At 66.9% G+C, this 22,479-nt stretch carries 22 protein-coding genes; 14 read left to right on the forward strand and 8 right to left on the reverse strand.

Annotated elements, in window-relative coordinates; all coding sequences use genetic code 11:
• Both E0E30_RS02695 and E0E30_RS02700 read left to right on the forward strand, forming a co-directional pair.
• Positions 1-1,134: a glycosyltransferase gene (locus E0E30_RS02695; RefSeq protein WP_130864982.1), complete on the forward strand. Its 1,134-nt coding sequence runs from the start codon at positions 1-3 to the stop codon at positions 1,132-1,134.
• On the forward strand, positions 1,131-1,781 hold the full coding sequence (locus E0E30_RS02700) for a DedA family protein (protein WP_130864983.1): 651 nt from the start codon (positions 1,131-1,133) through the stop codon (positions 1,779-1,781). Before E0E30_RS02695 ends, E0E30_RS02700 begins: the two co-directional genes overlap by 4 nt.
• A gap of 157 nt (positions 1,782-1,938) precedes the next feature.
• On the opposite strand, the gene E0E30_RS02705 is transcribed toward E0E30_RS02700, so the two are convergent.
• Entirely contained in the window at positions 1,939-3,324 is a 1,386-nt protein-coding gene (locus tag E0E30_RS02705) for a PTS transporter subunit EIIC (protein WP_130864984.1), read from the reverse strand.
• 213 nt (positions 3,325-3,537) lie between these two features.
• On the opposite strand from E0E30_RS02705, the gene E0E30_RS02710 reads away from it, so the two are divergent.
• The 5 genes from E0E30_RS02710 to E0E30_RS02730 all read left to right on the forward strand — a co-directional run bounded on the left by E0E30_RS02710 (position 3,538) and on the right by E0E30_RS02730 (position 8,469).
• A complete protein-coding gene (locus tag E0E30_RS02710) occupies positions 3,538-4,269 on the forward strand; it encodes a GntR family transcriptional regulator (RefSeq protein ID WP_130864985.1) in 732 nt (243 codons plus the stop codon).
• Entirely contained in the window at positions 4,266-4,514 is a 249-nt protein-coding gene (locus E0E30_RS02715) for a PTS transporter subunit EIIB (RefSeq protein ID WP_130864986.1), read from the forward strand. Before E0E30_RS02710 ends, E0E30_RS02715 begins: the two co-directional genes overlap by 4 nt.
• A 178-nt stretch (positions 4,515-4,692) precedes the next feature.
• Entirely contained in the window at positions 4,693-4,926 is a 234-nt protein-coding gene (locus tag E0E30_RS02720) for a PTS transporter subunit EIIB (RefSeq protein WP_130864987.1), read from the forward strand.
• Positions 4,927-4,940: 14 nt separating this feature from the next.
• On the forward strand, positions 4,941-5,369 hold the full coding sequence (locus E0E30_RS02725; protein WP_130866698.1) for a PTS sugar transporter subunit IIA: 429 nt from the start codon (positions 4,941-4,943) through the stop codon (positions 5,367-5,369).
• Positions 5,370-5,577: 208 nt separating this feature from the next.
• Positions 5,578-8,469, forward strand: coding sequence for a beta-N-acetylglucosaminidase domain-containing protein (locus E0E30_RS02730; RefSeq protein ID WP_130864988.1), 2,892 nt, complete (start codon positions 5,578-5,580; stop codon positions 8,467-8,469).
• Between the two features lie 101 nt (positions 8,470-8,570).
• Here E0E30_RS02730 and E0E30_RS02735 read toward each other — a convergent pair whose 3' ends face one another.
• Together E0E30_RS02735 and E0E30_RS02740 are read right to left on the reverse strand one after the other, a co-directional pair.
• On the reverse strand, positions 8,571-10,367 hold the full coding sequence (locus E0E30_RS02735) for an ABC-F family ATP-binding cassette domain-containing protein (RefSeq protein ID WP_130864989.1): 1,797 nt from the start codon (positions 10,365-10,367) through the stop codon (positions 8,571-8,573).
• A 3-nt stretch (positions 10,368-10,370) separates the two neighbouring features.
• A complete protein-coding gene (locus E0E30_RS02740; protein WP_130864990.1) occupies positions 10,371-11,138 on the reverse strand; it encodes a DUF4191 domain-containing protein in 768 nt (255 codons plus the stop codon).
• A 603-nt stretch (positions 11,139-11,741) separates the two neighbouring features.
• Between E0E30_RS02740 and E0E30_RS02745 the strand changes: the two genes are divergently transcribed.
• The 4 genes from E0E30_RS02745 to E0E30_RS02760 all read left to right on the forward strand — a co-directional run bounded on the left by E0E30_RS02745 (position 11,742) and on the right by E0E30_RS02760 (position 15,610).
• Entirely contained in the window at positions 11,742-12,512 is a 771-nt protein-coding gene (locus E0E30_RS02745; RefSeq protein WP_130864991.1) for a hypothetical protein, read from the forward strand.
• A gap of 92 nt (positions 12,513-12,604) precedes the next feature.
• On the forward strand, positions 12,605-13,807 hold the full coding sequence (locus E0E30_RS02750; RefSeq protein ID WP_130864992.1) for an efflux RND transporter periplasmic adaptor subunit: 1,203 nt from the start codon (positions 12,605-12,607) through the stop codon (positions 13,805-13,807).
• Entirely contained in the window at positions 13,804-14,448 is a 645-nt protein-coding gene (locus E0E30_RS02755) for an ABC transporter ATP-binding protein (protein WP_130864993.1), read from the forward strand. The genes E0E30_RS02750 and E0E30_RS02755 overlap by 4 nt, the downstream gene beginning before the upstream one ends.
• A 70-nt stretch (positions 14,449-14,518) precedes the next feature.
• Positions 14,519-15,610, forward strand: coding sequence for an ABC transporter permease (locus tag E0E30_RS02760; protein ID WP_167853863.1), 1,092 nt, complete (start codon positions 14,519-14,521; stop codon positions 15,608-15,610).
• A gap of 22 nt (positions 15,611-15,632) precedes the next feature.
• Here E0E30_RS02760 and E0E30_RS02765 read toward each other — a convergent pair whose 3' ends face one another.
• Together E0E30_RS02765 and E0E30_RS13855 are read right to left on the reverse strand one after the other, a co-directional pair.
• The gene (locus E0E30_RS02765) at positions 15,633-16,103 is read right to left on the reverse strand and encodes a hypothetical protein (RefSeq protein ID WP_130864995.1); all 471 of its coding nucleotides are present in this window, start codon (positions 16,101-16,103) and stop codon (positions 15,633-15,635) included.
• Positions 16,104-16,150: 47 nt separating this feature from the next.
• Positions 16,151-17,314, reverse strand: coding sequence for an amidase domain-containing protein (locus tag E0E30_RS13855; protein WP_130864996.1), 1,164 nt, complete (start codon positions 17,312-17,314; stop codon positions 16,151-16,153).
• 209 nt (positions 17,315-17,523) lie between these two features.
• Between E0E30_RS13855 and E0E30_RS02775 the strand changes: the two genes are divergently transcribed.
• Positions 17,524-18,825: an ISL3 family transposase gene (locus E0E30_RS02775; protein WP_130864997.1), complete on the forward strand. Its 1,302-nt coding sequence runs from the start codon at positions 17,524-17,526 to the stop codon at positions 18,823-18,825.
• Here the strand turns inward: E0E30_RS02775 and E0E30_RS02780 are convergent.
• The 3 genes from E0E30_RS02780 to E0E30_RS02790 all read right to left on the reverse strand — a co-directional run bounded on the left by E0E30_RS02780 (position 18,803) and on the right by E0E30_RS02790 (position 20,617).
• Positions 18,803-19,063, reverse strand: coding sequence for a nitrilase-related carbon-nitrogen hydrolase (locus E0E30_RS02780; protein WP_130864998.1), 261 nt, complete (start codon positions 19,061-19,063; stop codon positions 18,803-18,805). The two genes, E0E30_RS02775 and E0E30_RS02780, sit on opposite strands and share 23 nt — an antisense overlap.
• A gap of 111 nt (positions 19,064-19,174) precedes the next feature.
• A complete protein-coding gene (locus E0E30_RS02785; RefSeq protein ID WP_130864999.1) occupies positions 19,175-19,684 on the reverse strand; it encodes a hypothetical protein in 510 nt (169 codons plus the stop codon).
• 6 nt (positions 19,685-19,690) lie between these two features.
• Positions 19,691-20,617: a hypothetical protein gene (locus E0E30_RS02790; protein ID WP_130865000.1), complete on the reverse strand. Its 927-nt coding sequence runs from the start codon at positions 20,615-20,617 to the stop codon at positions 19,691-19,693.
• A gap of 129 nt (positions 20,618-20,746) precedes the next feature.
• Between E0E30_RS02790 and E0E30_RS02795 the strand changes: the two genes are divergently transcribed.
• On the forward strand, positions 20,747-21,361 hold the full coding sequence (locus E0E30_RS02795; RefSeq protein WP_130865001.1) for a type IV toxin-antitoxin system AbiEi family antitoxin domain-containing protein: 615 nt from the start codon (positions 20,747-20,749) through the stop codon (positions 21,359-21,361).
• Positions 21,358-22,398, forward strand: a complete 1,041-nt coding sequence (locus E0E30_RS02800) for a nucleotidyl transferase AbiEii/AbiGii toxin family protein (RefSeq protein WP_167853865.1) — start codon at positions 21,358-21,360, stop codon at positions 22,396-22,398. Before E0E30_RS02795 ends, E0E30_RS02800 begins: the two co-directional genes overlap by 4 nt.
• Positions 22,399-22,479 lie beyond the last annotated feature (81 nt).

Here is a 22,479-nt window from a genome sequence, read left to right on the forward strand (position 1 = left end):
ATGCGTGTCCTCGTCCTGTCCCGCGGGGTGCCCGGCCCCAGCGACCCCCTGCGCGGGGTCTTCGAGCTCGACCAGGCCAGAGCCCTGGCCGCAGCCGGCCACGAGGTCCTCCTGGCGACCATCGACGCTCGCTCGGTCCGGCACCGGCGACACCTGGGCTGGTCGCATCGCAACGTCGAGGGGGTCGAGGTGCTCGGCCTCGACGTGCCGGTCGGTGCGGTCCCTGCCCGGCTCGACCATGCCCTCTTCGCCCGGGCGGCGTCGGCCCTCTGGACCCGAACGACCCGACTGTGGGGTCGGCCCGACGTCGTCCACGCCCATTTCAGCCGGTTCGCCGCCGCCCTCGCCCGGGCCGGCGTCGACGAGGTGCCGCTGGTCCTCACCGAGCACGACTCGCACCTGCGCCTGGCCGGTACCGACCGCCTGCGTGACGACGACGTGCGCCTCGCCGTCGCCCGGGCCGACGCCGTCATCGCCGTCTCCGGGGCCCTGGCCCGGGTGCTCGAGCACCGCTACGGCGCCGACCCGGTCGTCGTGCCGAACGTCGTCGACGTCGACCTCTTCGACGTGCCGCACGTCGATCACCCCCCGACGGTGCTCGTGACCGCGGGCAATCTCATCGAGCGCAAGGGCATCGTCGAACTGGCCCGGGCCGTCCAGGCGGCCGCCCCCTTCCACCCCGGCCTGGTGCTACGGGTCATCGGCGACGGCCCGCTGCGTCGTGACCTCGCCGAGATCGCCGTCCAGTCCCCGGGGGTCGTCGAGCTCCTGGGCAGGATGTCGCGCTCCCGGATGGCCGAGGAGTTCGCCCGCGCCGATGGGTTCGCGCTCTTCTCACGCTGGGAGACCTTCGGGGTGGTGTACGCCGAGGCCATGGCCGCCGGCCTGCCCGTCCTGGCGACCCCGTGCGGCGGGCCCCAGGACTTCTGCGGGCCCGACGTCGGCCTGGTCACCGCGGGCATGGAACCCCATGATCTCGACTCCGGCCTCACCAACTTCCTCGACCGGCTCGGCTCCTGGGACCGTGACCACATCCGCGCCACGGCGCGGGACAGGTTCGCCCCGGCCGCGGTGGCGGGCCGGATCGAGGAGGTCTACCAGTCGGTGCTGTCGTCGTCCGGGTCGACCTCATGACCCTCGCCGCCTGGATGCAGTCGATCAACGACCTGTTGTCGGCCCATGCCTCGAACCCGTGGGTGCTGGCCGCCCTGTTCGGTCTGTGCCTGCTCGACGGTTTCTTCCCGCCGGTGCCCAGCGAGTCGCTCGTCGTCGCCCTCGCGGCGATCGGCACCCCACCGTGGTGGTCCATCGTCCCGGTGGCAGCCCTGGGTGCCCTGTGTGGGGACAACATCGCCTACTGGCTGGGTCGCTGGCTGGGCAGCACCTCGCTGCTCACCGGCGGGGAACGTCGGCGTCGGACCATCGACTGGGCCCGCCACCAGTTGCGGGTACGCGGACCGTTGGCGATCCTCGTCGCCCGGTACATCCCGGGCGGCCGGGTCGTCGTCAATGCCATGGCCGGAGCGACACACTTCTCCTACCGGGCCTTCGTCGTCGTCGACGCCATCGCCGGGGTGCTGTGGGCGGGCTACGCGACCGCGGTGGGGGCCGGGGTGGCGAGCGTCCTGGGAAACAACCACCTGCTGGCGATCGTCGTCGGGGTCGCCGGGGCAGTGCTCGTCGGGATGGTCCTCGACCGGGTGCTGCGTCGCGTCATGCCTGCCCCCAACCCTTCCGCGGAGACCTCCGAGGAGCAGGACGCCGACCGGGTGCAGGCCTGACTCGCCCTCGCGGCGCCTTCCCCCATGCAGCGTCCCGGGCAGGTCGATGAGGACGTCCGCGAGCCCTCCGCGCCTCGGGACCTCCGCGGACAGCTCCGCGCCCACCCCGACCGAGGCCGAGGTGGGCGCGAGCCAGTGAGAACCGAGGGGGTGTGGGTCAGGCCCGACCCTCCTCCTTGGCGGCCTTCTTGCCGGTGGAGGCGTCGGCAGCGAGCTGGGCCTCGTCGAAGACGCTGGCCGCGGCGCTGCCGTCGGCCCCGTCCTCCTCACGACCGGGGGTGTGGAGGTTCCACTTGGTGATCGCGAACCGGAAGATGACGTAGTAGAGGGCGCCGTAGGCCAGACCGATGACGAGCAGCAGCAGGACCTTGCCCGGGCCCCCGGAGAGCTGGGAGGCGCGTCCGAAGTTGATGATGTAGTCGGTGAGGCCTGCCGAGAAGCCGAAGCCGTCCTTGATGCCCAGCGCGTTGACCAGGGCCAGGGCCGAGCCGGTGAGCAGGGCGTGGACGAGGTACAGCGGGAAGGCGACGTAGGCGAAGGCGTACTCGAGGGGCTCGGTGATGCCGGTGAGGAAGGCGGTGAGGGCCACCGAGATCATGACGCCACCGGTGATCTTCTTCTTCTCGGGCTTGGCGGTGTGGTAGATCGCCAGGGCGGCGCCGGGCAGGGCGAACATCATGATCGGGAAGAAGCCGGTCATGAACGACCCGGTCCAGGCGTTGGTGGCCGCGGTGCCGTTGAAGAAGCAGGTGATGTCGCCGTGCAGGGTCTCGCCGGCAGCGTTGGTGCAGTTGCCGAGCTGGAACCACGGCAGCGAGTTGAGCAGGTGGTGCAGGCCGAAGGGGATGAGCAGGCGGTTGATGGTGCCGAAGACGAAGCCGGTGCCCGGGTTCGACCCGTGGTGCATGATGAAGCCACCGACCTGCTTGTTGATGAGCCAGTCGAAGGCCGGGTAGATGAAGGCCAGGACGACGCCGGCGACGAGCGAGGCCGCGGCGGTGACGATCGGGACGAAGCGACGTCCACCGAAGAAGGCGAGGTAGGTCGGCAGCTTGGTGCGGTGGTAGCGCTCGTACATCTTGGCGGCGATGATGCCGATGACGATGCCACCGAGGACGCCGTAGTTGATGACCCCGGTCTGCTTGGAGAAGTACGGGGCCAGGGCGTGCAGGACGCCACCCTGGGTCTTGTCGGACAGCCCGGCGCCGGTGAGGACGAGGTAGCCGACGAGGGCGGCCAGGGCGGTGGACCCGTCGGCCTTCTTGGCGTAGCCGACGGCGACGCCGATGGCGAAGATGAGCGGCAGGTTGTCGAAGATCGCGCCGCCCGCCGAGGCCAGGACGTCAGCGACCGGCTGCATCCAGTGGGCGTGCTTGGCCAGCCCGTCGGCTCCCAGGACGTCGGCCGAGCCGAAGCGCAGCAGGAGCGCGGCGACGGGCAGGGAGGCGATCGGCAGCATGAGGGAGCGACCGATGCGCTGGAGCTGGGAGAAGCCCGGGATGGGCTTGCGTTCCTTCTTGGTGGATACGGCCTGTGCCGTCATGATCTCCTCCACGGTGAGTTCAGGTCATGGATCGTCCCCGTCATCGGGGCGACCCGCGGTGGTGGGTCCACTGGTATGGACCACTCGCCGCTCAGTACAGACCTCCGGTCTCCGGGATGTCAAGGACCCGTGAGGAGACCGTGGAAAGTGATCATTCACGACGATCACCCCTCGTCGCCACGGTCCCGGCCTGGGCGTGTCATGATGCCGACCATGAAGTACGCCGTCGTGCGGGACTACCTGGCCGATCTCGTGGCCACCCGGTTGTCGCCGGGCGACCCCGTCCCCAGCGAGCGTGAGCTCGTCGAGCGGTTCGGCGTCTCGCGGACGACGGTGCGTCAGGGGATCGACGCCCTCGTCGCCGACGGCCTGCTGGAGCGGCGTCAGGGCAGCGGGACCTATGTGGCCCCTCCCAAGGTCGACGTCCAGTCGCGGATCACCGGTTTCACCCAGGAGATGCACCAGCGGGGGATGATCCCGGCGTCCCGGCTGCTCCAGGCCGAACAGTTGCCGGCGCCGCCCGACGTCGCGGCGTGGTTGGGCATCAAGACCCGCGATCCGGTGCACTACGTCCACCGCGTCAGGCTCGCCGACGGGGTGCCGATGGCCGTCGAACAGACGTGGATCTCGACCGCCCTCGTGCCGCGGTTGCTGGCCGACGGCGTCCCGACCAGTCTCTACGAGGCCCTCGCGGTGGCGGGTCTGGCGCCGACGTGGGGTGAGGACTCGATCGAGGCGGTCGTCGCCGGCCAGACCCTGGCGGAACTGCTCGAAGTCTCGCGGGAGGCCCCGCTGCTGCGGATCGGACGGCGCACCTATGCCGACGACCTGGCCGTCTCCTATGCCCGCACCTGGTATCGCGGTGATCGTTACACCTTGTGGGTTCCTATTTCCAGTCCGCGGCGGACGCTCTACCCGCCGCGTCGTCAGACAGGAGTGAGATGAAGCGGATCGAGCAGATCCTGGCCGCCATCGGCAGGATCGAGAACGTCGTGTCGGTCGAGCCGTGCGTGACGCGCCTGCGGTGTCAGGTCCGCGACGGTCGTCTGGTGGACCGCCCGGCCCTGCGTGACGCCGGGGTGCACGGGGTCACCGTCCAGGGTGACAGCGTCCAGGTCATCGTCGGCCCGGACGCCGATCTCCTCGCCTCGGATCTGGAGGATCTGTGGGGAGGTGATCGTCACGGGTGAGCGATTCGCCTCCCGGACGGCCCGAGGGCGAGTGGGGGGCGCCGGTCCCTTGACACCTCGGGGGTGATCGGGTTTAGTGAAAGATGTCTGGACCACTTTCTCCAAGTGGCCGACGATGATTGATCCCCGGGGGTTCCCAGCGCTGGGGCCGGCCGGGTCCAGGACAGGAGTGCACAGCATGAGCAAGGCAGAGCAGATCCTTCGCGCGCTCGGTGGCGACGACAACATCGACGACCTCGAGGCGTGCATCACCCGGTTGAGGGTCGAGGTCAACGACCCGAGCCTCGTCGACGAGGCCGCGCTCACCGCGGCCGGAGCCTTCGGTGTCGTCAAGCAGGGTACGAGCATCCAGGTCGTCGTCGGTCCCGAGGCCGACAACCTGGCCGAGGACATCGAGGACCTCCGCCCGTGATCGTCGCCGCTCCCATGGCCGGGCAGGTCCATCCGCTCGCGGAGGTTCCCGACCCGGTCTTCGCCCAAGGGCTGGTCGGACCCGGTGTCGCCATCGCACCGGCCGGCGAGGGGGAGGTCATGGTCGTCGCCCCCGTCGCGGGGCGGATCGTCAAGCTCCACCCACATGCCTTCGTCATCCAGTCGAGCACCGTCGGGGTGCTCGTCCATCTGGGCATCGACACCGTCCAGCTCAACGGCCAAGGCTTCGTCCTGCACGCCGGCGAGGGGGACGAGGTGGCCGTCGGGGATCCGCTCATCACGTGGAGCCCCTCGCAGGTCGTCGCCGGTGGGCGTTCGGCCATCTGTCCCGTCGTCCTGCTCGACGCCGATCCGTCGGTGGTGACGCCGGCATCGTCCGGTCCGGCCGTGGAGCCGGGGGACGACCTCCTGCGGGCCGACTGACCCGCGGTGGGCCCGGCCGGGCCCACCATCTGCCCGGTGAGTGGCTCCGGGCGCCCTCCCCGCAGCGTCGGGGAGGGTCCAGTCGCAGTGTTGTACACGTTCACATCGAGGTGGGGCCCGCCGTCGGGTCCTGCCATCCGCATCGGGCGCTGTGCGTCCGGTCACCAAGCGGCGCCCGGTCGGGCGCCACCCAACGAAGGGAGAACCCATGTCGAGACCGCCACGAGCGGACGCCGAGCGTCCCAGATTCACCCGAAGGATCGCGGCCTGCCTCACCGCCCTGGCGGTGGGCTCCATGGCCGCGGTGACCAGTCTTCCGGCGCGGGCCGCCGACGGCGCCCAGCCCGCTGCCGAACCCGGGACGTCGACCCTGCCCTCCGTCCTGCCGAACCCGCAGGAGATGACCTCGGCAGGGGCCGACATGTCGTTCTCGGGGAAGGTCACGGTGGTCGCCGGGGCCGACGCCGATGCGAAGGCCGTCGAGCAGGTCGTGAGCATCCTTCGCGGGCTGCCCGGTGCCCAGGTGAGCGTGTCCCGGACCCCGGACGCCTCCGGCGACCAGGTCTGGGTCGGGACCGCTGAGACGACCCCGGGGATCGCTGAGCTCGTCGCCTCCCTCGGCGGCAGCAAGGCCGACACCCTGCCGGCCGACGGCTACGTCGTCGCCTCGGGGCGTCGCTCCGGTCATGACGTCATCGCCCTGCAGGGCAAGGACGCACGCGGCACCTTCTACGCCGCCCAGACCCTCCGCCAGCTCGTCCGGCACGGCAAGGTGGCCTCGGTGACGGTCCGCGACTGGCCGCTCATGTCGATCCGCGGTGGCATCGAGGGGTTCTACGGCATCCCCTGGTCGCACCAGGCCCGACTCGACCAGTTCACCTTCTACGGGCGTCACAAGATGAACACCTACATCTACACGCCCAAGGACGACCTGCTGCTGCGCGCCAAGTGGCGCACGTTGTACAGCGGCGACGACCTCACGCGGATGAAGGAGCTCGTCAAGGGGGCCAACGCCAACCACGTCGACTTCACCTTCGCGCTGTCCCCGGGCAATGACATCTGCTACTCCTCGGACGCCGACTTCAAGGCGACGACCGCCAAGTTCGACCAGCTGCGGTCGCTCGGAGTGACGTCGTTCTACGTCGCCCTGGACGACATCGAACTCAAGTTCCACTGTGACGCCGACCGCCAGAAGTACCCGAACAACGGTGACTGGAAGTGGATCGCCGACGCCCAGGCCGACTACCTCAACCGGCTCGAGACCGAGTACGTCAAGAAGAACGGCCTGCCCCCGTTGCAGACCGTTCCGACCAACTACAACGGTTCGGGGGAGGACCCCTACAAGGCCGAGTTCGGCACCCGTCTCGACAAGGACATCCGGGTCCAGTGGACCGGTGAGGGAGTGTTCTCGCCGTCGATCACCGAGTCCTCGGTCGCGCGTGCGGCGCAGTCCTACCGCACCCAGCACCTGTACATCTGGGACAACTTCCCGGTCAACGACGGGCGACGGAACCGACTCTTCCTCAACCCGCTCATCAACCGTGACCCCAACCTGTACAAGCACATCGACGGCATCACCTCGAACCCGATGATCGAGCCCTACGCTTCGATGCCGGCCCTGGCCAACTACGGCGACTACACGTGGAGCCCGACCGCCTACGACGCCAAGGCGTCGATGTCCTCGGTGCTCGACGAGCTCGCCGGGGCTGACGAGCACACCCGAGCCGCGCTGCGGGTCTTCGCCGACCTCAACCAGAGCTGGCCCTACCGCACCCCGGACACCCACGCCCCCGAACTGTCGGCCGCGGTCGACGCCTTCTGGGCCGCCCGCGCGAAGGGGTCGGCCGACAGCTCCCTCAAGGCCCGTCTGGCAGCCGTCGTCGCACTCCCCGAGGCCCTGGCGGGCATGAGTCAGCAGGGCTTCCGCCAGGACGCCAAGCCCTGGATCACCGCGGCCTCGCAGTGGGCCAGCGCCAGCCAGCACCTCGTGAAGATGCTCGACGCCATCGACGCCGGTGACGGGGCCACCGCCACGACCGAGTACCTGGCCGCGCAGAAGCAGATCGACCTGGCCAAGCAGCCCACGGTCGACGACCAGGGCAGCGACGGGGTCCTGCACAAGGCCGTCATCGTCCCGTCGGTCGGTGACGGTGTCTTCGAGGCCTTCGTCAAGAAGGCCAGCGCGGAGTACACGACCTTCATCGGAGCGCGTCCGACGTCGGCCAAGGGCTACACCGGGACTGCGTCGTCCTCGCTGGGGCAGTGGCAGGCCAACTCCCCGAGCCGGATGGTCGACGGCAACCTGTCGACCCTCTACTGGAGCAACGCCGAGCCGAAGAAGGACAGCTACGTGCAGGTCGACCTGGGATCGGTCAAGCCGATCGGACAGGTCGCCGTCCACCAGGCCGACGACGACACGGCGACCGGGGACATGTTCTACCACGCCGCCCTCGAGTACTCGACGGACGGATCGACGTGGACGAGTGCCGGGACCTTCGACTCGGCCCCGCTCGTCAAGCACACCTTCGAGACGCCGGTCCAGGCCCGTTACGTCCGACTCCGCGCCACCGACTCCAACCCCGGTGCCCAGTGGGTCAAGATCCGCGAGTTCCAGGTGAGCCCGCCGACCGATGCCTACTCGACCAATGTCAAGGCGGCTGAGGGCTCGAGCGTGGCCCTCGCCTTCGACGGGGACGTCTCGACGGCGTTCCGGGCTGCCGCGGCGGCCAAGGCCGGGGACTTCGTGAGCTTCGTGCCTGCCAAGGACGTCACCGCGCGTCAGGTCATCGTCGTGGGAACGGCGCGTGGCGACGTGCAGGTGCGTTCGGGCCAGACCTGGACGACCATCGGGACGATCAGCGACGACGCACCCTTCCATGCCTTCGCGGTCCCGACCGCGACGACGGTCGAGGAGGTGCGGATCATGCTGGCCGACGGGTCGCCGGCACCGGTCATCCGTGAGATGACGGTCGTCGATCGGGAGCTCAAGGCCACGCCGACCGTGACGCCGAGTGCCGGGGGAGAGCACGGGCACCCGGGTCACTCGACCCCGAGCCCCTCGAACGGTTCGCGTCCGAAGCTGCCTCACACCGGAGCCTGATCCGGTCCACGGGCCACAGCGGGCGTCCGTCCGGTCACAGCGACCGGGCGGGCGCCCGTTTCGGCGTCCATCGTCGGTGGGAGGCCACCGGCCCCCGACCCTCAGTTCCCGACGATCTCGGCGGCCTCGAGCCACTCGGTCTCGAGGGCGGCCAGCCGTTCCTCGACCTGCTGCGCCTGCGTCTGGAGGTCGGAGAGCTGCTGGAAGTCCGAGGCGACCTCGGCCATGCGCGCGTGGAGGTCGTCGAGGGCTTCCTGGGCGCGAGCCAACTGGCCCTCGACCCGGGCCATGTCCTTGCTCGCGCGGCGTCGCTGGGCCGGCGTCGGCCGCTCGGGCTCCTGGCGGGTGGCGGTCGCGCCGACCTGGCGTGACTTGCTCGGACCCTCGTCCCGGTGGGCGCGGCGCTCGAGGTACTCGTCGATGCCGCCGGGCAGCAGGACGCACGATCCGTCGCCCAGGAGGGCGTAGGTGACGTCGCACACCCGCTCGAGGAAGTACCGGTCGTGGCTGACGACGACGAGGGTCCCGGGCCAGGTGTCGAGGTAGTCCTCGACGACCCGCAGGGTGTCGATGTCGAGGTCGTTCGTCGGCTCGTCCAGGAGCAGGACGTTGGGCTCCTCGATGAGCAGTCGCAGCAGTTGGAGACGGCGTCGTTCCCCTCCCGACAGGTCTGCCACCCGGGTGACGAGACGCTGCCCGGTGAAGCCGAAGTCCTCGAGGAGGTTTGCGGCGCTGGCCTCCTGACCGGTCGCCAGCCTCGTCTCCTGGCGCAGTCGCTGCACCGACTCGAGCACCCGTTCGTCGCCGTCGAGCTCGTGCACCTCCTGGGTGAGGTGGGCCAGTCGCAGGGTCCGGCCCTGCTTGACCCGCCCCGAGGTCGGCGCGACCCGGCGGTCGAAGAGGTTGAGCAGGGTCGACTTGCCCGCCCCGTTGACCCCGACGATCCCGATCCGATCGCCCGGCCCGATCGACCAGGTGAGGCGGTCGAGGAGGGTCCGTCCGTCGGGGAGGGTGAGGGTGACGTCCTCGAGGTCGAGGACGTCCTTGCCGAGGCGGGTGGCCGAGAACCGTGCCAGGGCGAGCTTGTCGCGGGGCTCGGGGACGTCGGCGATGAGGGCGTTGGCCGCCTCGATGCGGAACCGTGGCTTGGACGTGCGGGCGGGGGCCCCGCGGCGCAGCCAGGCCAGTTCCTTGCGGGCGAGGTTCTGCCGCCGTGCCTCGTTGGCGGCGGCCTGCCGGGCGCGCTCCACCCGGGCCAGGGTGTAGGCGGCGTACCCGCCGTCGTAGGCGTCGACGCTGGCGTCGTGCACCTCCCAGACGTGGTTGCACACCTCGTCGAGGAACCACCGGTCGTGGGAGACGATGAGCATGGCGACGCCGCGTTCCTGCAGGTGACGCAGGTGTCCGGCGAGCCAGGAGACCGCCTCGACGTCGAGGTGGTTGGTCGGTTCGTCGAGGACGAGGAGGTCGTGCCCGGCGAGCATGAGGGCGACGAGCCCCGCGCGACGGCGTTCCCCACCCGACAGCTCGGTGGTGGGGGCGTCGAGGTCGATGTCGGCGAGCATCTGCTCGACGACGGGCCGGGCCTGCGGGTCGGAGGCCCACACGTGGTCGGGGCGTCCGGCCAGGACGAGGTCGCGCACGCTCTGGCCCGGTATCGGTAGTTCGGCCTGGGCCAGGACGCCGATCGACGTCGACCCGGTCCGCGTCACCTGGCCCGAGTCGGGTTCCACGGTGCCGGTGAGGATGCCCAGCAGGGTCGACTTGCCGTCCCCGTTGCGTCCGACGACGCCGATGACGTCACCTCGCGACAGGCCCAGGGACAGGTCGTCGAGGATGACGCGGGTGCTGTAGGACTTCGAGACGTGTTCGGCGTTGACGAGGTTGGTGGCGGCCACGGCTCAGCGGCCGCGCATGGCGGAGCGGGCGCCCTTCATCGAGGTCGGCATGGGTCCCTTGGGCAGCGGCACCCGTGGCCTCATGGCGTCGAGGGCCTTGAGACGTGAGGTGACCTCCTCGACCTGGGCCTCACCGAGGGCCTTGGGGAGCTTGCGGATGTGCTTGCCGAGGTCTTCCAGGGGCACCTGGTTGGCTCCCTCGCCCATGATGACCTGGGTGACCGGGGTGCCGTAGGCCACCTGCTCGTGGCGTTTGGCCTCGGTCGTCATGAGCGAGCGCAGAGCGCCGCCCCGGCCCTCACCGACCAAGACGATCCCGGCCGGGCCCACGGCGCGGTGCACGACGTCCTGCTGGCGGGTGAAGGCGATGGCCGGGCTGACGTGCCACTTCTTCTTGTCGAGCATCGACAGGGCCACCTCGGCCGATCCTGCCTGGCCCTTGTACCGGGAGTACATCGCCCTCTTGGCGCGCCACTGGAAGACCCACATGGCTGCGGCGATGCCGCCCATGATGCCGACGACGAGCCACATCCACCACGGCGGCAGGAGGATGCCGATGACGACGAAGACGGCGACCGTGAGGATGAAGGCGCCGAGGGTCCACCAGGTGACCGACGGGTCGGCCTTGCGGGTGAGCTTGAAGCTCTCGACGAGCTGCTTGGTCGTGCCCCAGTCCTTGGGGTTGTCGGAGTGCTTGCGGCGCTCTTTCTCGGCCTTCGCCTGCGCCTTCTGCTTGGCGGCGAGCTCCTTGGCGGCCTGGCTCTTGGGCATGGTGGGCGGCTCCCCGTGTCTCGATCGTGGAGGACGTCGGCGGCCGGTGCCGCGACGTCGCGGACAGGCATTCTACCGTGCGCTCCCACAGGCTGACGATGTGGCGGTCAGTGCACTTGGGGGCTCCTCGGTCGGAGTCGTTACCACATTGTGACCTTGGAGTCCACTGCGAACCATTGACGCGCTCCCTGAGGGGAATCTACCGTGAAGGTGTCGGTCGTTGGGGATCGGCGTGGACCACCAAGGAGTGAGGACGATGTCACGAATGATGGCTTTTGTTGCGGCGCCGCTGGCCCTTGGCTGCATGATGATGTCTGCTATGCCCGCCCAGGCGGCGACGAAGTCCGGCAAGATCAGTTGTACCTCCGGCGCACACGTCGGAGTGAAAGGTCAGCAGAGCAGGTATACGGACAGGATGGTCTTGGTAGTCAACGGTTCCACCATCTATAGTGCATATAATGTCACGACGGCATATGCTGTTTCTGGCGCGACGAGCGGTGCGTGGACAGCCACGTCGAATTCGCTCGTATCCAGCGGTACTAATGGTTATTGTGCCCCACTAGTGGGATGATGACTCGGTAGGGGCGCAATGTCCGTGGAACGGTGAAGGCCCTGAAAATCCGCGTGCACGGAGAGGTTGACATGCAGCGCGAGCGATCGTTCATGGAGTTGGCCCTTATGGTGGCCATGTGCGTCATATGTGCCTGCACATCAGGGTGTGGGGCGTCCGGCGATGGGGTCGCCGGCGAGGCGACCCCATCGGTGGCTTTGTCGACGACGACTCCAGCCGCGGTGTGGACGATGCCTCCCTGGCATCCGCGTACGCCGATCAAGCACCGGACGTGGACGGAGGCACAGAAGCAGGAGTTCAGGACGCAGTGGCTCAAGCACATGGCAGAGACGCAGCATGTGTCCAATCCGCCGAAGGTCGCCTTCGTCAGATGGATCGGGAACAATGACCCCATCATTCCTCAGTGCATGACCGAACATGGTTTCCGGTCATGGGAATTGGAGGATGGCGGGATGGCGTCCGATCCTTATCCGCCATCACAGGAATCGGCGTACCAGCTGGCGGAGTACATTTGCTACTCGAAATATACGATTGATCCGAAGTTTTCTCAGGAGTGGACCAATGATCAGATTGGGCTGGTCTACGACTACTGGACCGAATATTACGTGCCCTGCCTGGCGGCACACGGTGTGACGACGGACCCCGCGCCGTCTCGACAGGAGTTCATCGCGACGTTCCACGACGTCAACAAGCAGACATGGTGGCCGATCGACTCGTACGCAATGATCGCCTCGAAGTCCAAGAAGGATGCGGTTCGCAAGACGTGCCCTCAGTATCCCAGTGACGCCGACATGTGGGGCTGACCACACGACGTCCCCGGCGACTGCCTCGACTGGGCTGACGGCGTCGCCTCGTTCCATGGTCTGTGAGGACCACGACTACCGGAAGGACAGACATGCCTGAGAGGGCGAGCTCCGACGCGCAACACGGACATCGGGTGCTGCGCACCGTCCTTGGCCTTCTCGTGCTGATGGCCCTGCTGGCCGGCGCGTTCTGGGCGGGGCGCGTGACGATGGGCTCCCACCCGTTGCCGGAGGCCCTGCCCCAGGACAAGGTCACCGTCACGGTCCGGGAAGGCACGGTGGGACGAACCCTGCTGCTCAACACGACCGTCAAGCAAGCCCGCGTGCCCATCGCGACGAACGCGTTGGCCGGCGTCGTCACCTCGGTGGGCCGGGGTGGCCACACCACGCAGGGACAGGTGCTCTACTCGGTCAACGGGCGGGTCGTGCGTGCCGTCCAAGGGGCGACCCCGTTCTATCGCTCGCTGTCGGTCGGAACGGTCGGCGACGACGTGCGCCAACTCAACGAGGCCCTCATCGCCACCAAGGCGATGACCGGCCCGGCGACGCGAAGGTTCACCACCGACACCAAGGACGGCGTCGAGACCTGGCAGGAGCAGGCCGGTGAGAAGGCGACCGGCACGATCGACCTGGGAGAGCTCGTGGCCGTGCCCACTCTGCCCGCCTCGCTCACCTTCGACAGCCAGAAGCTGCGCAGCGGCGCCGTGCTCGTCGGAGGTGAGCCGGTCGTCCTGGCTCCGGCCGGCAAGCCGACCTTCACCCTCGAGCTGGGCCGGTCCCAGGTGGCGCTGGTGCCGAGCGGATCGGCCGTGACGATGACCTGGCAGGACCGCACCTGGACGGGCGTCATCACGAAGATGACCGACACCGATGACGGCAATGTGGCCGGCACGCTCGAGGCACCGTCGGGTGGCCCCGTGTGCGGTACCGACTGTGCCCTGTTGCAAGGCTCCGACCAGATCTCGATCCCCAGCCAGATCCAGACCGTCAAGGAGACGTCCGGCCCGATCGTGCCGGTGGCCGCCCTCACCACCGGCGCCGATGGCACGGTTCACGTCACGGTCGTCAAGGATGGGACGACGACGGTGCGGGCGGTGACGATTCTTGCCTCCCAGGACGGTCAGGCGGTGGTCAAGGGAGTCCGAGTCGGCGAGACCGTCCAGGTGCTCGCCGACACCGCTTCGACCTCGCAGGGTCAGGGCGGTGCCGGGGAGGCGTCGGGCACGGCCGCCCCTTCCGACGACCACGCAGCGTCCGGGAACCCAGCCGCGTCGTCCCCCTCGAGCCCACGATGACAGCCCTGGCCGTGCGCGAGCTGAGTTTCCGATACGGCTCTCGCGGGGAGGAACTCTTCGACCACATGTCGCACGAGTTCGATGCTGGTGCCGTCACCGCGCTCACCGGACCCTCCGGGCGGGGCAAGTCGACCCTGCTGTATCTCCTGGGGCTCATGCTCAGCCCGACCCACGGCGCCGTGCTCATCGACGGTGTCGAGGCCGCCACGCTGCCGGACCGCCGCCGTTCGACCATCCGCGCCCAGCGGATCGGATTCGTCTTCCAGGACTCCGAGCTCGACCCCTCACGGACCATCCTCGACTCGGTGCTCGAACCGACCCTGTACGCCGGCCTGGAGCGACGGCCCAGCGTGACGCGTGCTCTGGAGCTGCTCGAAGGATTCGGGTTGGCCGCCCGAGCGACGCACCGACCCGGTCAGATCTCGGGGGGACAGGCCCAGCGCGTCGCGTGCTGCCGGGCTCTCGTCAACGACCCCCAGATCATCCTGGCCGACGAGCCCACCGGAAACCTCGACCGGGACAATGCGACCGTCGTCCTCGATGCGCTGGCGCGTGCGGCCCACGACGAGGGGGCGACGGTCGTCATCGCCACGCACGATCCCTACGTGCTCACCCGCTGTGACGGGACGGTGTCGCTGTGAGAGCGGCCGTGACGTGCGGAGAGACCGCGACGACGAGGCCGGGCGGCCGCGTCGAGAACGAGGTGGCGACATGAGGATTCGAGCGTTGCTCCGTGAAGGCTGGTTCGCCGCGCTGTCGGCCAGGGTACCGAGCCTGCTCACCGCCCTCGTCGTCGCCGCCATGTGCGTCACCGCCCTGGTCACGGTCGGACGCTCGGCCTCGGCGGTGGCCTCGGTGGCCGACGAGATGGAACAGGCCGGGGCGCGGCGTCTGACCGTCACCGATATCGGCACCGTTCCCTTCCTCACTCCGCAGGCCGTCAGCCAGGTGCGTGGCCTCAACACGGTGCAGAAGGTCGTCACCCTGGGGTCGGCGACCGACGTGCGGAACGGCCCCATCGGAGCCGGTGGCGAGGTCATCGCACTGCGACAGATCATCGGTCCGGCCAGTGACGCCGTCACCCTCGTGCGTGGACGTCAACCGCGCACCGGGGAAGCCCTCATCTCCTGCTCGGCCATGGCCAAGGTCGGGTTCGAGGTGCCGGTCGGCACCCTGGCGGACGCCAACGGTGTCGGTGTGCCCGTCGTCGGCTGTTTTCGCGCCCAGCCGCCCTTCGACGACCTGGCCTCAGCTGCGGTCGTCGTCGCCGACCGCTCGACCGCCGCCGTGGAACTGCGAATCGTCATTGACAAGGTCACCTCCGCGGAGGCCACGACGAGCGCGGTGCTGGCCGTCGTCAGCCCTTCCGACCCCAAGTCGATGCAGGTGGACTCGCCGGTGGGGCTGGCGCGGACCGCGGCCTCGCTCAACGCCAAGATGACGAGCTACGGGCAGTCGATGCTCGCCGGGATCATGCTCGTCGGGGCCTTCTTCGTCGCCGCGGTCGTCCTGTCCGACGTGCTCATCCACCAGCGTGACCTGGGGCGGCGGCGCACCCTCGGCATCACTCGGGGCGACCTCGTCCAGCTCGTCGTCCTCAAGACCCTCATCCCGGCGGTCATCGGTGCGCTTCTCGGGGCCGTCGGCGGCTGGGCGTTCGTGGCCTGGCGTGGGGCTCGGGTGCCCCTCGACTTCACTTCCGCCGTGCCGGTCCTCGTCCTCGTGGCCGCCGGGCTCGCCGCGATTCCGCCGGCGCTCTACGCCGTCCACAAGGACCCGGTCGACGTCATGCGCACCCCGTGAGGCGGATCTTCCAGACTGAGCGCTACCTGTGCGGCACGACGAGCTTTGGTCCGGACTGGCTGTTCCGTGCGGTCCTCGACCAGTCGATCTTCCATACGGCGGGCTTGTCCGCTGCCTTCTCGGTACTGGTGAAGCAGATCGTCATGACGAAATCACCCGTCGTGGAGTCCCACACCCGAAGGTCGTTGTTCCGCGTCACGTAGGCCCACTTGACGAGCACGCCGTCGGAGCCGTCGCGGTCGGTGGCGGCGCTCACCCGTTGGTGCAGGGTCTTGCGCATGGCTGCGTCCGGCGTCCAGCCCGTGCCGGGGGCCATGAGGGAGGCGAGGTCCTGCTCATTGTCCGTGCGCAGGGCATCGACCAGGGAATAGCCGACCTCGAGTGAGGAGTGCAGGTCAGTGCGCGCGGAGTCATCGGCCCGGGTGTCGGTGGCGGAGCATCCGGCGAGCAGGACGAGGCACAGACCCGCAGACAGGCGTCGAATCAAACTCATTAATTTTCCTCACATTCAGAATCGCCGTACTTCTTGAAATACCGAAATCACGTGAGATGAAGCGCCCAAGTGAGCCCCCCTGGGTGAGCTCTAGAAAATGACTCTCTGAAACTGTAGAATGGCCTATTATGGACATTGTTCGTATGGTATGTCAGCAAAGGCAAATTATTTGACCGGCCAGTGACGATTGTCGAGTGGTACCACGTCCCATTTACGGCGACCTGGATAACATTGCCATGCCACATTTGGGTTACATTCTGTGCGAGCTTGCTGCGGCCATGCTTTATTGAAAACGATCGGAAAATTCCCACGTTCACCCAAGAGTATGACTGCGTAACCTTCCAATAGAACCACGCCTTGTCGTTCGTTCGATCCAGCAGTGAACCGGTATCGCTCCATCCACCCGCACGCATGCACTGCGATACAAAATTAGTACAATCGCCTCCGTAACTGTTTGATGAGAAGTCACGGTAGCCTCTATTATATGAATTCCAGTACTTGTTAGCATAGGCTGCAGCAGCCATTCTTCCGTTACCGCCGAGAGCGCGAACTGACGCTGTTCCGAGCATGTGCTCGGCGCGCAGCATGCGCTCTATGTCCGAGTCTGATGTTGACGGGAGGTCAAGGACTGGCGTTGGAGAATCGAGACAGATCATGGACGGCGTGACTAAGCCGTTGGTTTGCGCAATAACGCTGTCCCAGTCGGTGTCGATTGCGTTGTAGCGTACCACAGCGTCCCTATTGTCGAACGTTAGCAGAATTGGCAATGACGACGACCATACCAACCCCGAATCCAGCTTCTTCTCGACGAGCAGGTTGACGAGGTGGTACTTGTAGTTACTTGATTCAAGTACATGTTCCGAGGCGTATGAGACGCAAAAGTCAGACGCCAAGATTCCATCGTCGCGGAGGCTTTGATCTATGCGCTGGCTGAATTGGCTCCAGTTCTGGACCTCGTCAATTGCCTCTGAGGATAGTCTGAGGTCATCCAGAGGATTTCTTGATCTTTCGCGCCCAGAGACTCCTGAGCGAGTAACGAGATTGACAAGATCCTCGACTTGGGCGGCTACGTCGCTCCGTGCCGTCTGCCCCTGAATAGGGAGTCGAGAGCTGGTCGGACTGGCGTTTGCGTGTTGTGGAGTCAGGGCACAGAGCCCGAGGCCGGCTGAAGCTACAAGGAACGTGCGACGGGAACATGGGGATCTAGGCATGGATACTCCAGAGTGTGGGCATCGTTGACTACAGTTGGTATGATAACACAATGCTGGCTGGGATGTCAGACCTTAAGGGGCTCTTCCCAGACGAGGGTGTAGGTGCCGTGTTCACCTGAGCGGGCCGGGGTGGGTGTGTCGCTGCCGGGATAGGCGTCGAGGTCTTCCGAGGATGGAAGTTCTCACACAGCCATCCGAAAGACCTCGACGTGTTCGACGCTACCTTCAGCGACCCCGACCTGACCACCGTCACCGGCCTGGATGACCTGGGCCTACAAGCAGTCGGTCAGTGTTTGTTTCCGCACAAGGCAGTGCTGGCCTGCCGCGTCGTCGCCGATGACCGCTGGTGCCGACGGTGCGGTTGCGAAGGGCGCGTGCGCGACTGCGCGGTGCGGGAACTGGCCCATGCTCCGCTGGGATGGCGCCCGACGATTCTGCAGGTCCGGCTGCGTCGCTACCGCTGCACTGGCTGCGGGCACGTGTGGCGCCAAGACATCAACGCCGCGGCAGCGCCACGGTGCAAGCTCACCAAGACAGCTCTGGCCTGGGCGCTCGAAGGACTCGTGGTGGCACACCTGTCGATGAGTCGCGTAGCGCAAGCGCTCGGGGTGGCGTGGGGCACCGCCAACACCGCCGTCCTGGACGAAGGACGCAGGCGCCTGATCAGCGATAACACCCGTTTCGATGGCGTCAAGGTGCTCGGCGTGGACGAACACGTCTGGCGTCACACTCGCCGCGGGGACAAGTACGTGACCGTCATCATCGACCTCACCGGTGTGCGGGATGGGACCGGTTCTGCGCGGCTGTTGGACATGATTGAAGGGCGTTCCAAGGCCGCCTTCAAGACGTGGCTCGCCAGCCGCGACGAGGCGTGGCGGGAACAGGTCGAGGTCGTCGCGATGGATGGGTTCACCGGGTTCAAGACGGCCGTGGTCGAGGAGATCCCGCACGTCACGGCCGTGATGGATCCCTTCCACGTGATCCACCTGGCCGCCGACGCCTTGGACGAATGCCGACAACGCGCTCAGCAGGACATCTTCGGCCGACGGGGCCGCGCCGGTGACCCGCTGTACAGGGCCCGACGCACTCTGCACACCGGCGCCGACCTGCTCACCGACCGCCAGAAGGTCCGGCTGGCTGACTTGTTCGCCGATGAGCGTCATGTCGCGGTCGAGGTCACCTGGAGCGTCTACCAGCGCATGATCGCCGCCTACCGCGACCCCGACCGCACTGCCGGGAAGGCCACCATGAGCGCGCTGATCGCCTCCGTGGCCCGTGGTGTTCCGGCCGGTCTTGCCGAGGTCGCTCGACTGGGCCGGACGCTGAACAAGCGCGCCGCGGACGTGCTGGCCTACTTCGACCGTCCCAGCACGTCCAACGGCCCAACCGAGGCCATCAACGGACGACTCGAGCACCTACGCGGCATCGCGTTGGGCTTCCGCAACCTCACCCACTACATCGCCCGCAGCCTCCTCGAGACCGGCGGCTTCAAGCAGCAACTACACCGTTGATTGGGAAGAGCCCCTTCGGCTTTGATGACAAACGGGTGTCCAGGCTGGAACGAGCTAGCACCGTGCCCTGGGGGTCGACGATCATCGAATGCCCGCAGAACGCCTCGAGCTGCTTGTCCGTTGCGACAGCAAACACCCGGTTCTCTTGGCTGCCGGCCACTCGATCAATACTGACGACGCAAGGTCGCGTTGTTGGGACAGCGTCACGAGCGCGGCGGCCCCGCAAGACCAGGTTCATGAACACCTCATCGGGACACAGAGCCCGGCCCGGGCCCAGGAGATCGTCAGGAGCGTCGAGAGAGCTGCGCCGCGCGAAGCCTGCAACAAGGGCTCCATTCTTGCGCGAAACCTATTGGCGTTTCATCGCGATGCGCTCATACGCCCGTCGGAGCCGTTTGAGGCACATCATGATCACGATTAGGAAGTGTGTACCTGCGGCGATGGCGACGCCTGTCCATGTCGTGCGGAGCACGCCTCGGTCCATCCACTCGCCTGCGCCCATGACCACGAGGTAGAGCGTGAGCGCCAGGCCCCAGACGATAGCCCACAACGTGTTGGCCATGCACTCGTCGACCAAACGGAAATCAGTCTCTGTTAACCGCTTGTCCTGGCTCAGCGTCGTGCGGAGCTGGAAGAGGAAGATCGACATCGAGAACAGCAGACCGGCCACGATTGAGACACCGGCGACCGGCCCGCCGACATCCTTCAACGTCGCACCCCTGACCCCAGATACGACGCCGAGCATGACCGGCACCAGCGTCTGGGCAATCCACGCTCGACAGTCGGGTTTGTTGGTCCTGGAGTCGTAAAGCGTACGGAAATGGTCAGCGGGGACTCGCCACAGCGATGACTTTCCCATGCTGCATCACTCCCTCGGCCGATTGCTCCAGATTGGATTCCACTGGCCGCCCTGCCGTTCAAGAAGCCTCGACACGCGATCAGTGCAGCGGCTGATAAGTTCGTTGTCGGGCAGCGGCGGGTCCCCGGCAGCGGACAGCAACTCGCGGATGGCGGGGCCAGACTCATCGCCGAGAAGGAACTTCCTTGAGCGGCCCCCCTGCTGCATCGTCACATAGACCTCGTGCGAAGGGTCGAGGTCCTGCACGGAGACTATCTGCTTGAGAACATCCTGATCAGTGAGTCGCCCAAGGAGCCGACGCGGGAAGAACTTCAGTCCACGCTCAGGCCGTGCGAGGTACGAAACACGTCCGACCTTCACGTCAGGGCCGTCGGCCACGTCCACGCTCTTGCCAGTCGTGCGCACCTCCACCTCTGTCAGGTTCGCCAATTCCAGCCAGCTCTCTGCCTCGACGGCCTTGCTCGTGACCAAGGTGACGGTGTCCATTGTCGTCGAGAAGTGGTGCTTGAACATCGCCATGATTCGACCACCCGCGGACCCCCTCGAAGATTCCTCAGCCAAGAAATACGCGCGTTCGCCAACCAGAGGAACGAACAACAACGCGCGGTTTGAGCCGACCGGGGCTTCGTCGTCGGTGATCGTGTGGACGACCGTGCCGGTCTTGATGTCTCGCACCTCACCGGGCTCGCCATACGATCCGACACGAAGATCGAGGAACTCGACACGAGCTCCTACTCGGATGACAGATTCCACACGCACGTAGGTCTGCTGCTTGGCGAACGACTGATCCTCCTCGGGAATGGCGGTGACCCAGTCGTGAAACACCTCAAGGAGATCCGCGCCGTCGAGGTCTGAGGGCGCCCGAGTCTCACCGTTGTGAACCCGCGCCTGGTGGAAGGTCATCTCCGTGACCGTGAGGACTCGTCGGCCCATGGCTGCTCCTAGATCAAGGTACTACCTCCATCATCGCCCAGCCCACTGAAAAAGTCGCGAAGGCCAGATGACACCCAGCAACCCCCAACCGGCTACACTATTACCATATCCGACAAAAGAGGGGGTGTCATGACGGCGCTCAAGGACTACGCCCGTACCGTCGACCTGGCTGCCCGCCAGGACGGAGTCGTCACCCGCCAGCAGCTCCTGCGCTACGGCATCAACCCCTCCAGCATCCCCAGGATGCTCGCCGACGACACCATTCTGGCCGTCGCGCAGAGGGGGGTCTATTACGTGCCGGCGCTGTTCGACACCATGCACGGGTGGCACCGTGTCATCTGGGAGTCGTTGGAGCCAGCCATGTTCACGCAGGAGAAGCTGAACGACCCGATTCCGGTGGGGGTGTTCTCTCACTACACCGCTGCCGAGTTCCACGGGGCGTGGGACCTTCCCATGGAGTCGCACCTGACCCGGCCCACCTCGCGCCACGTTCAGCGATACACCGTCCACGTCGATCGCCTGAGCCCCGACGACATGTGCTGGATCGACGGACTACCGGTCACCACCCTCGAACGCACCACCTACGATCTGGGCCACATGCGTCTCATGGACGGTGAACACCGCTCCCGATGGATGCTCGAACTCGTCGAAGAACACGGCTGGACCATCGACCGCGTCTGCGAGGTCATGGGCCCCGACGCCGTCAAAGAATCCCTGCCCTACTACCTGGAGAAAGTGGCATGAACCGACCCGCGTATGGCGACGGTGACGCCATACGAGCAGCCCTGGCCGATGCGTCCGCCCGTACGTTCGACAACGTAGAAGAGCGCCAGTTCGCCGTCCACGTCTGGGTCATGCAACGACTCGTAGCACGGCTGTGTGCACACGACCAGTTCGTCCTCAAAGGTGGCCAGGCCATGATGGCGCGGCTACCTCACCAATCCCGACTCACCAAGGACATTGATGCCACGATCCTCGCCACTAGCGTGGACGCCGCCGTCGAACACATCCGCTCCCTGATCGGCCAGCCGACACCCATTGATGACTGTCTCCGGTTCCAACTGCGAGACGGGTGGAGCGCCGTGGGTCCGACAAGACACCTCCTGCGCGCCAAGATCACCCCGTTCATCACCGACAGGCGTGGCCAGTGGCGCAAGATGCCTAACATCGGCCTGGATGTGGCTCTCACACCGGCCTTCGAGTTCTCGCCCGACGTCCTCGGTCTCCGTCCGCGCCTCGACCTCACACGCTTCGACGACTGGCCTCGGATCCCCCTCATCCCCTTGGCTGAACACACCGCCGAGAAAACCACCGCCATGTACACCCTGCACTCGGGGAACATGTCGACCCGCCGCCGCGACCTCATCGATCTCGCCCTCATTGCGACGTGGCTTCATCCTGACCCCCACGACGTCACCGACGCCCTCGGCCGGGTCCTCGCTCGACCCAGCTACAGCTTCAACACCATCACCGTCCCGGACCGGCTCGTCGTCCCCGAGATCGAGATGGCGGCCTACAACGCCAGCACCCAGGTAGGACCATGGGATCAGACCAAACCCCTCATCGAAGCAATGATCGGACCCGCCCTGGCCGCCCACCACACCGTCACCGGGGACACCTTCACGATCCCCGATGATGTCGCAGCGCTACCACTGGACCCCCATCGGTCACGCCTGACACCCGAAGCTCCAACCATCGATGGCACCGCACGTACCCAGCCACCTACACACGTCCGCCGCCGAGGTCGGGGGTTGTCAGGCTCTTCAGGATCCAGGGGGTAGTCGGGGTCTGAATCCTCCGGTCTCCAGGAGTGATCTGGTGATGTAGTGGGTGAGGTTGCGGAATCCCAGGGCGATGCCGCG

The sequence above is a fragment of the Acidipropionibacterium timonense genome, assembly GCF_900605005.1.
Taxonomy (GTDB): domain Bacteria; phylum Actinomycetota; class Actinomycetes; order Propionibacteriales; family Propionibacteriaceae; genus Cutibacterium; species Cutibacterium timonense.

Bases quoted from the DNA above. Each gene is read 5' to 3' on its own strand.
- E0E30_RS02695 (WP_130864982.1), top strand. From the start codon at position 1: ATGCGTGTCCTCGTCCTGTCCCGCGGGGTGCCCGGCCCCAGCGACCCC.
- E0E30_RS02700 (WP_130864983.1), top strand. From the start codon at position 1,131: ATGACCCTCGCCGCCTGGATGCAGTCGATCAACGACCTGTTGTCGGCC.
- E0E30_RS02705 (WP_130864984.1), bottom strand. From the start codon at position 3,324: ATGACGGCACAGGCCGTATCCACCAAGAAGGAACGCAAGCCCATCCCG.
- E0E30_RS02710 (WP_130864985.1), top strand. From the start codon at position 3,538: ATGAAGTACGCCGTCGTGCGGGACTACCTGGCCGATCTCGTGGCCACC.
- E0E30_RS02715 (WP_130864986.1), top strand. From the start codon at position 4,266: ATGAAGCGGATCGAGCAGATCCTGGCCGCCATCGGCAGGATCGAGAAC.
- E0E30_RS02720 (WP_130864987.1), top strand. From the start codon at position 4,693: ATGAGCAAGGCAGAGCAGATCCTTCGCGCGCTCGGTGGCGACGACAAC.
- E0E30_RS02725 (WP_130866698.1), top strand. From the start codon at position 4,941: ATGGCCGGGCAGGTCCATCCGCTCGCGGAGGTTCCCGACCCGGTCTTC.
- E0E30_RS02730 (WP_130864988.1), top strand. From the start codon at position 5,578: ATGTCGAGACCGCCACGAGCGGACGCCGAGCGTCCCAGATTCACCCGA.
- E0E30_RS02740 (WP_130864990.1), bottom strand. From the start codon at position 11,138: ATGCCCAAGAGCCAGGCCGCCAAGGAGCTCGCCGCCAAGCAGAAGGCG.
- E0E30_RS02750 (WP_130864992.1), top strand. From the start codon at position 12,605: ATGCCTGAGAGGGCGAGCTCCGACGCGCAACACGGACATCGGGTGCTG.
- E0E30_RS02755 (WP_130864993.1), top strand. From the start codon at position 13,804: ATGACAGCCCTGGCCGTGCGCGAGCTGAGTTTCCGATACGGCTCTCGC.
- E0E30_RS02760 (WP_167853863.1), top strand. From the start codon at position 14,519: ATGAGGATTCGAGCGTTGCTCCGTGAAGGCTGGTTCGCCGCGCTGTCG.
- E0E30_RS02765 (WP_130864995.1), bottom strand. From the start codon at position 16,103: ATGAGTTTGATTCGACGCCTGTCTGCGGGTCTGTGCCTCGTCCTGCTC.
- E0E30_RS13855 (WP_130864996.1), bottom strand. From the start codon at position 17,314: ATGCCTAGATCCCCATGTTCCCGTCGCACGTTCCTTGTAGCTTCAGCC.
- E0E30_RS02780 (WP_130864998.1), bottom strand. From the start codon at position 19,063: ATGAACCTGGTCTTGCGGGGCCGCCGCGCTCGTGACGCTGTCCCAACA.
- E0E30_RS02785 (WP_130864999.1), bottom strand. From the start codon at position 19,684: ATGGGAAAGTCATCGCTGTGGCGAGTCCCCGCTGACCATTTCCGTACG.
- E0E30_RS02790 (WP_130865000.1), bottom strand. From the start codon at position 20,617: ATGGGCCGACGAGTCCTCACGGTCACGGAGATGACCTTCCACCAGGCG.
- E0E30_RS02795 (WP_130865001.1), top strand. From the start codon at position 20,747: ATGACGGCGCTCAAGGACTACGCCCGTACCGTCGACCTGGCTGCCCGC.
- E0E30_RS02800 (WP_167853865.1), top strand. From the start codon at position 21,358: ATGAACCGACCCGCGTATGGCGACGGTGACGCCATACGAGCAGCCCTG.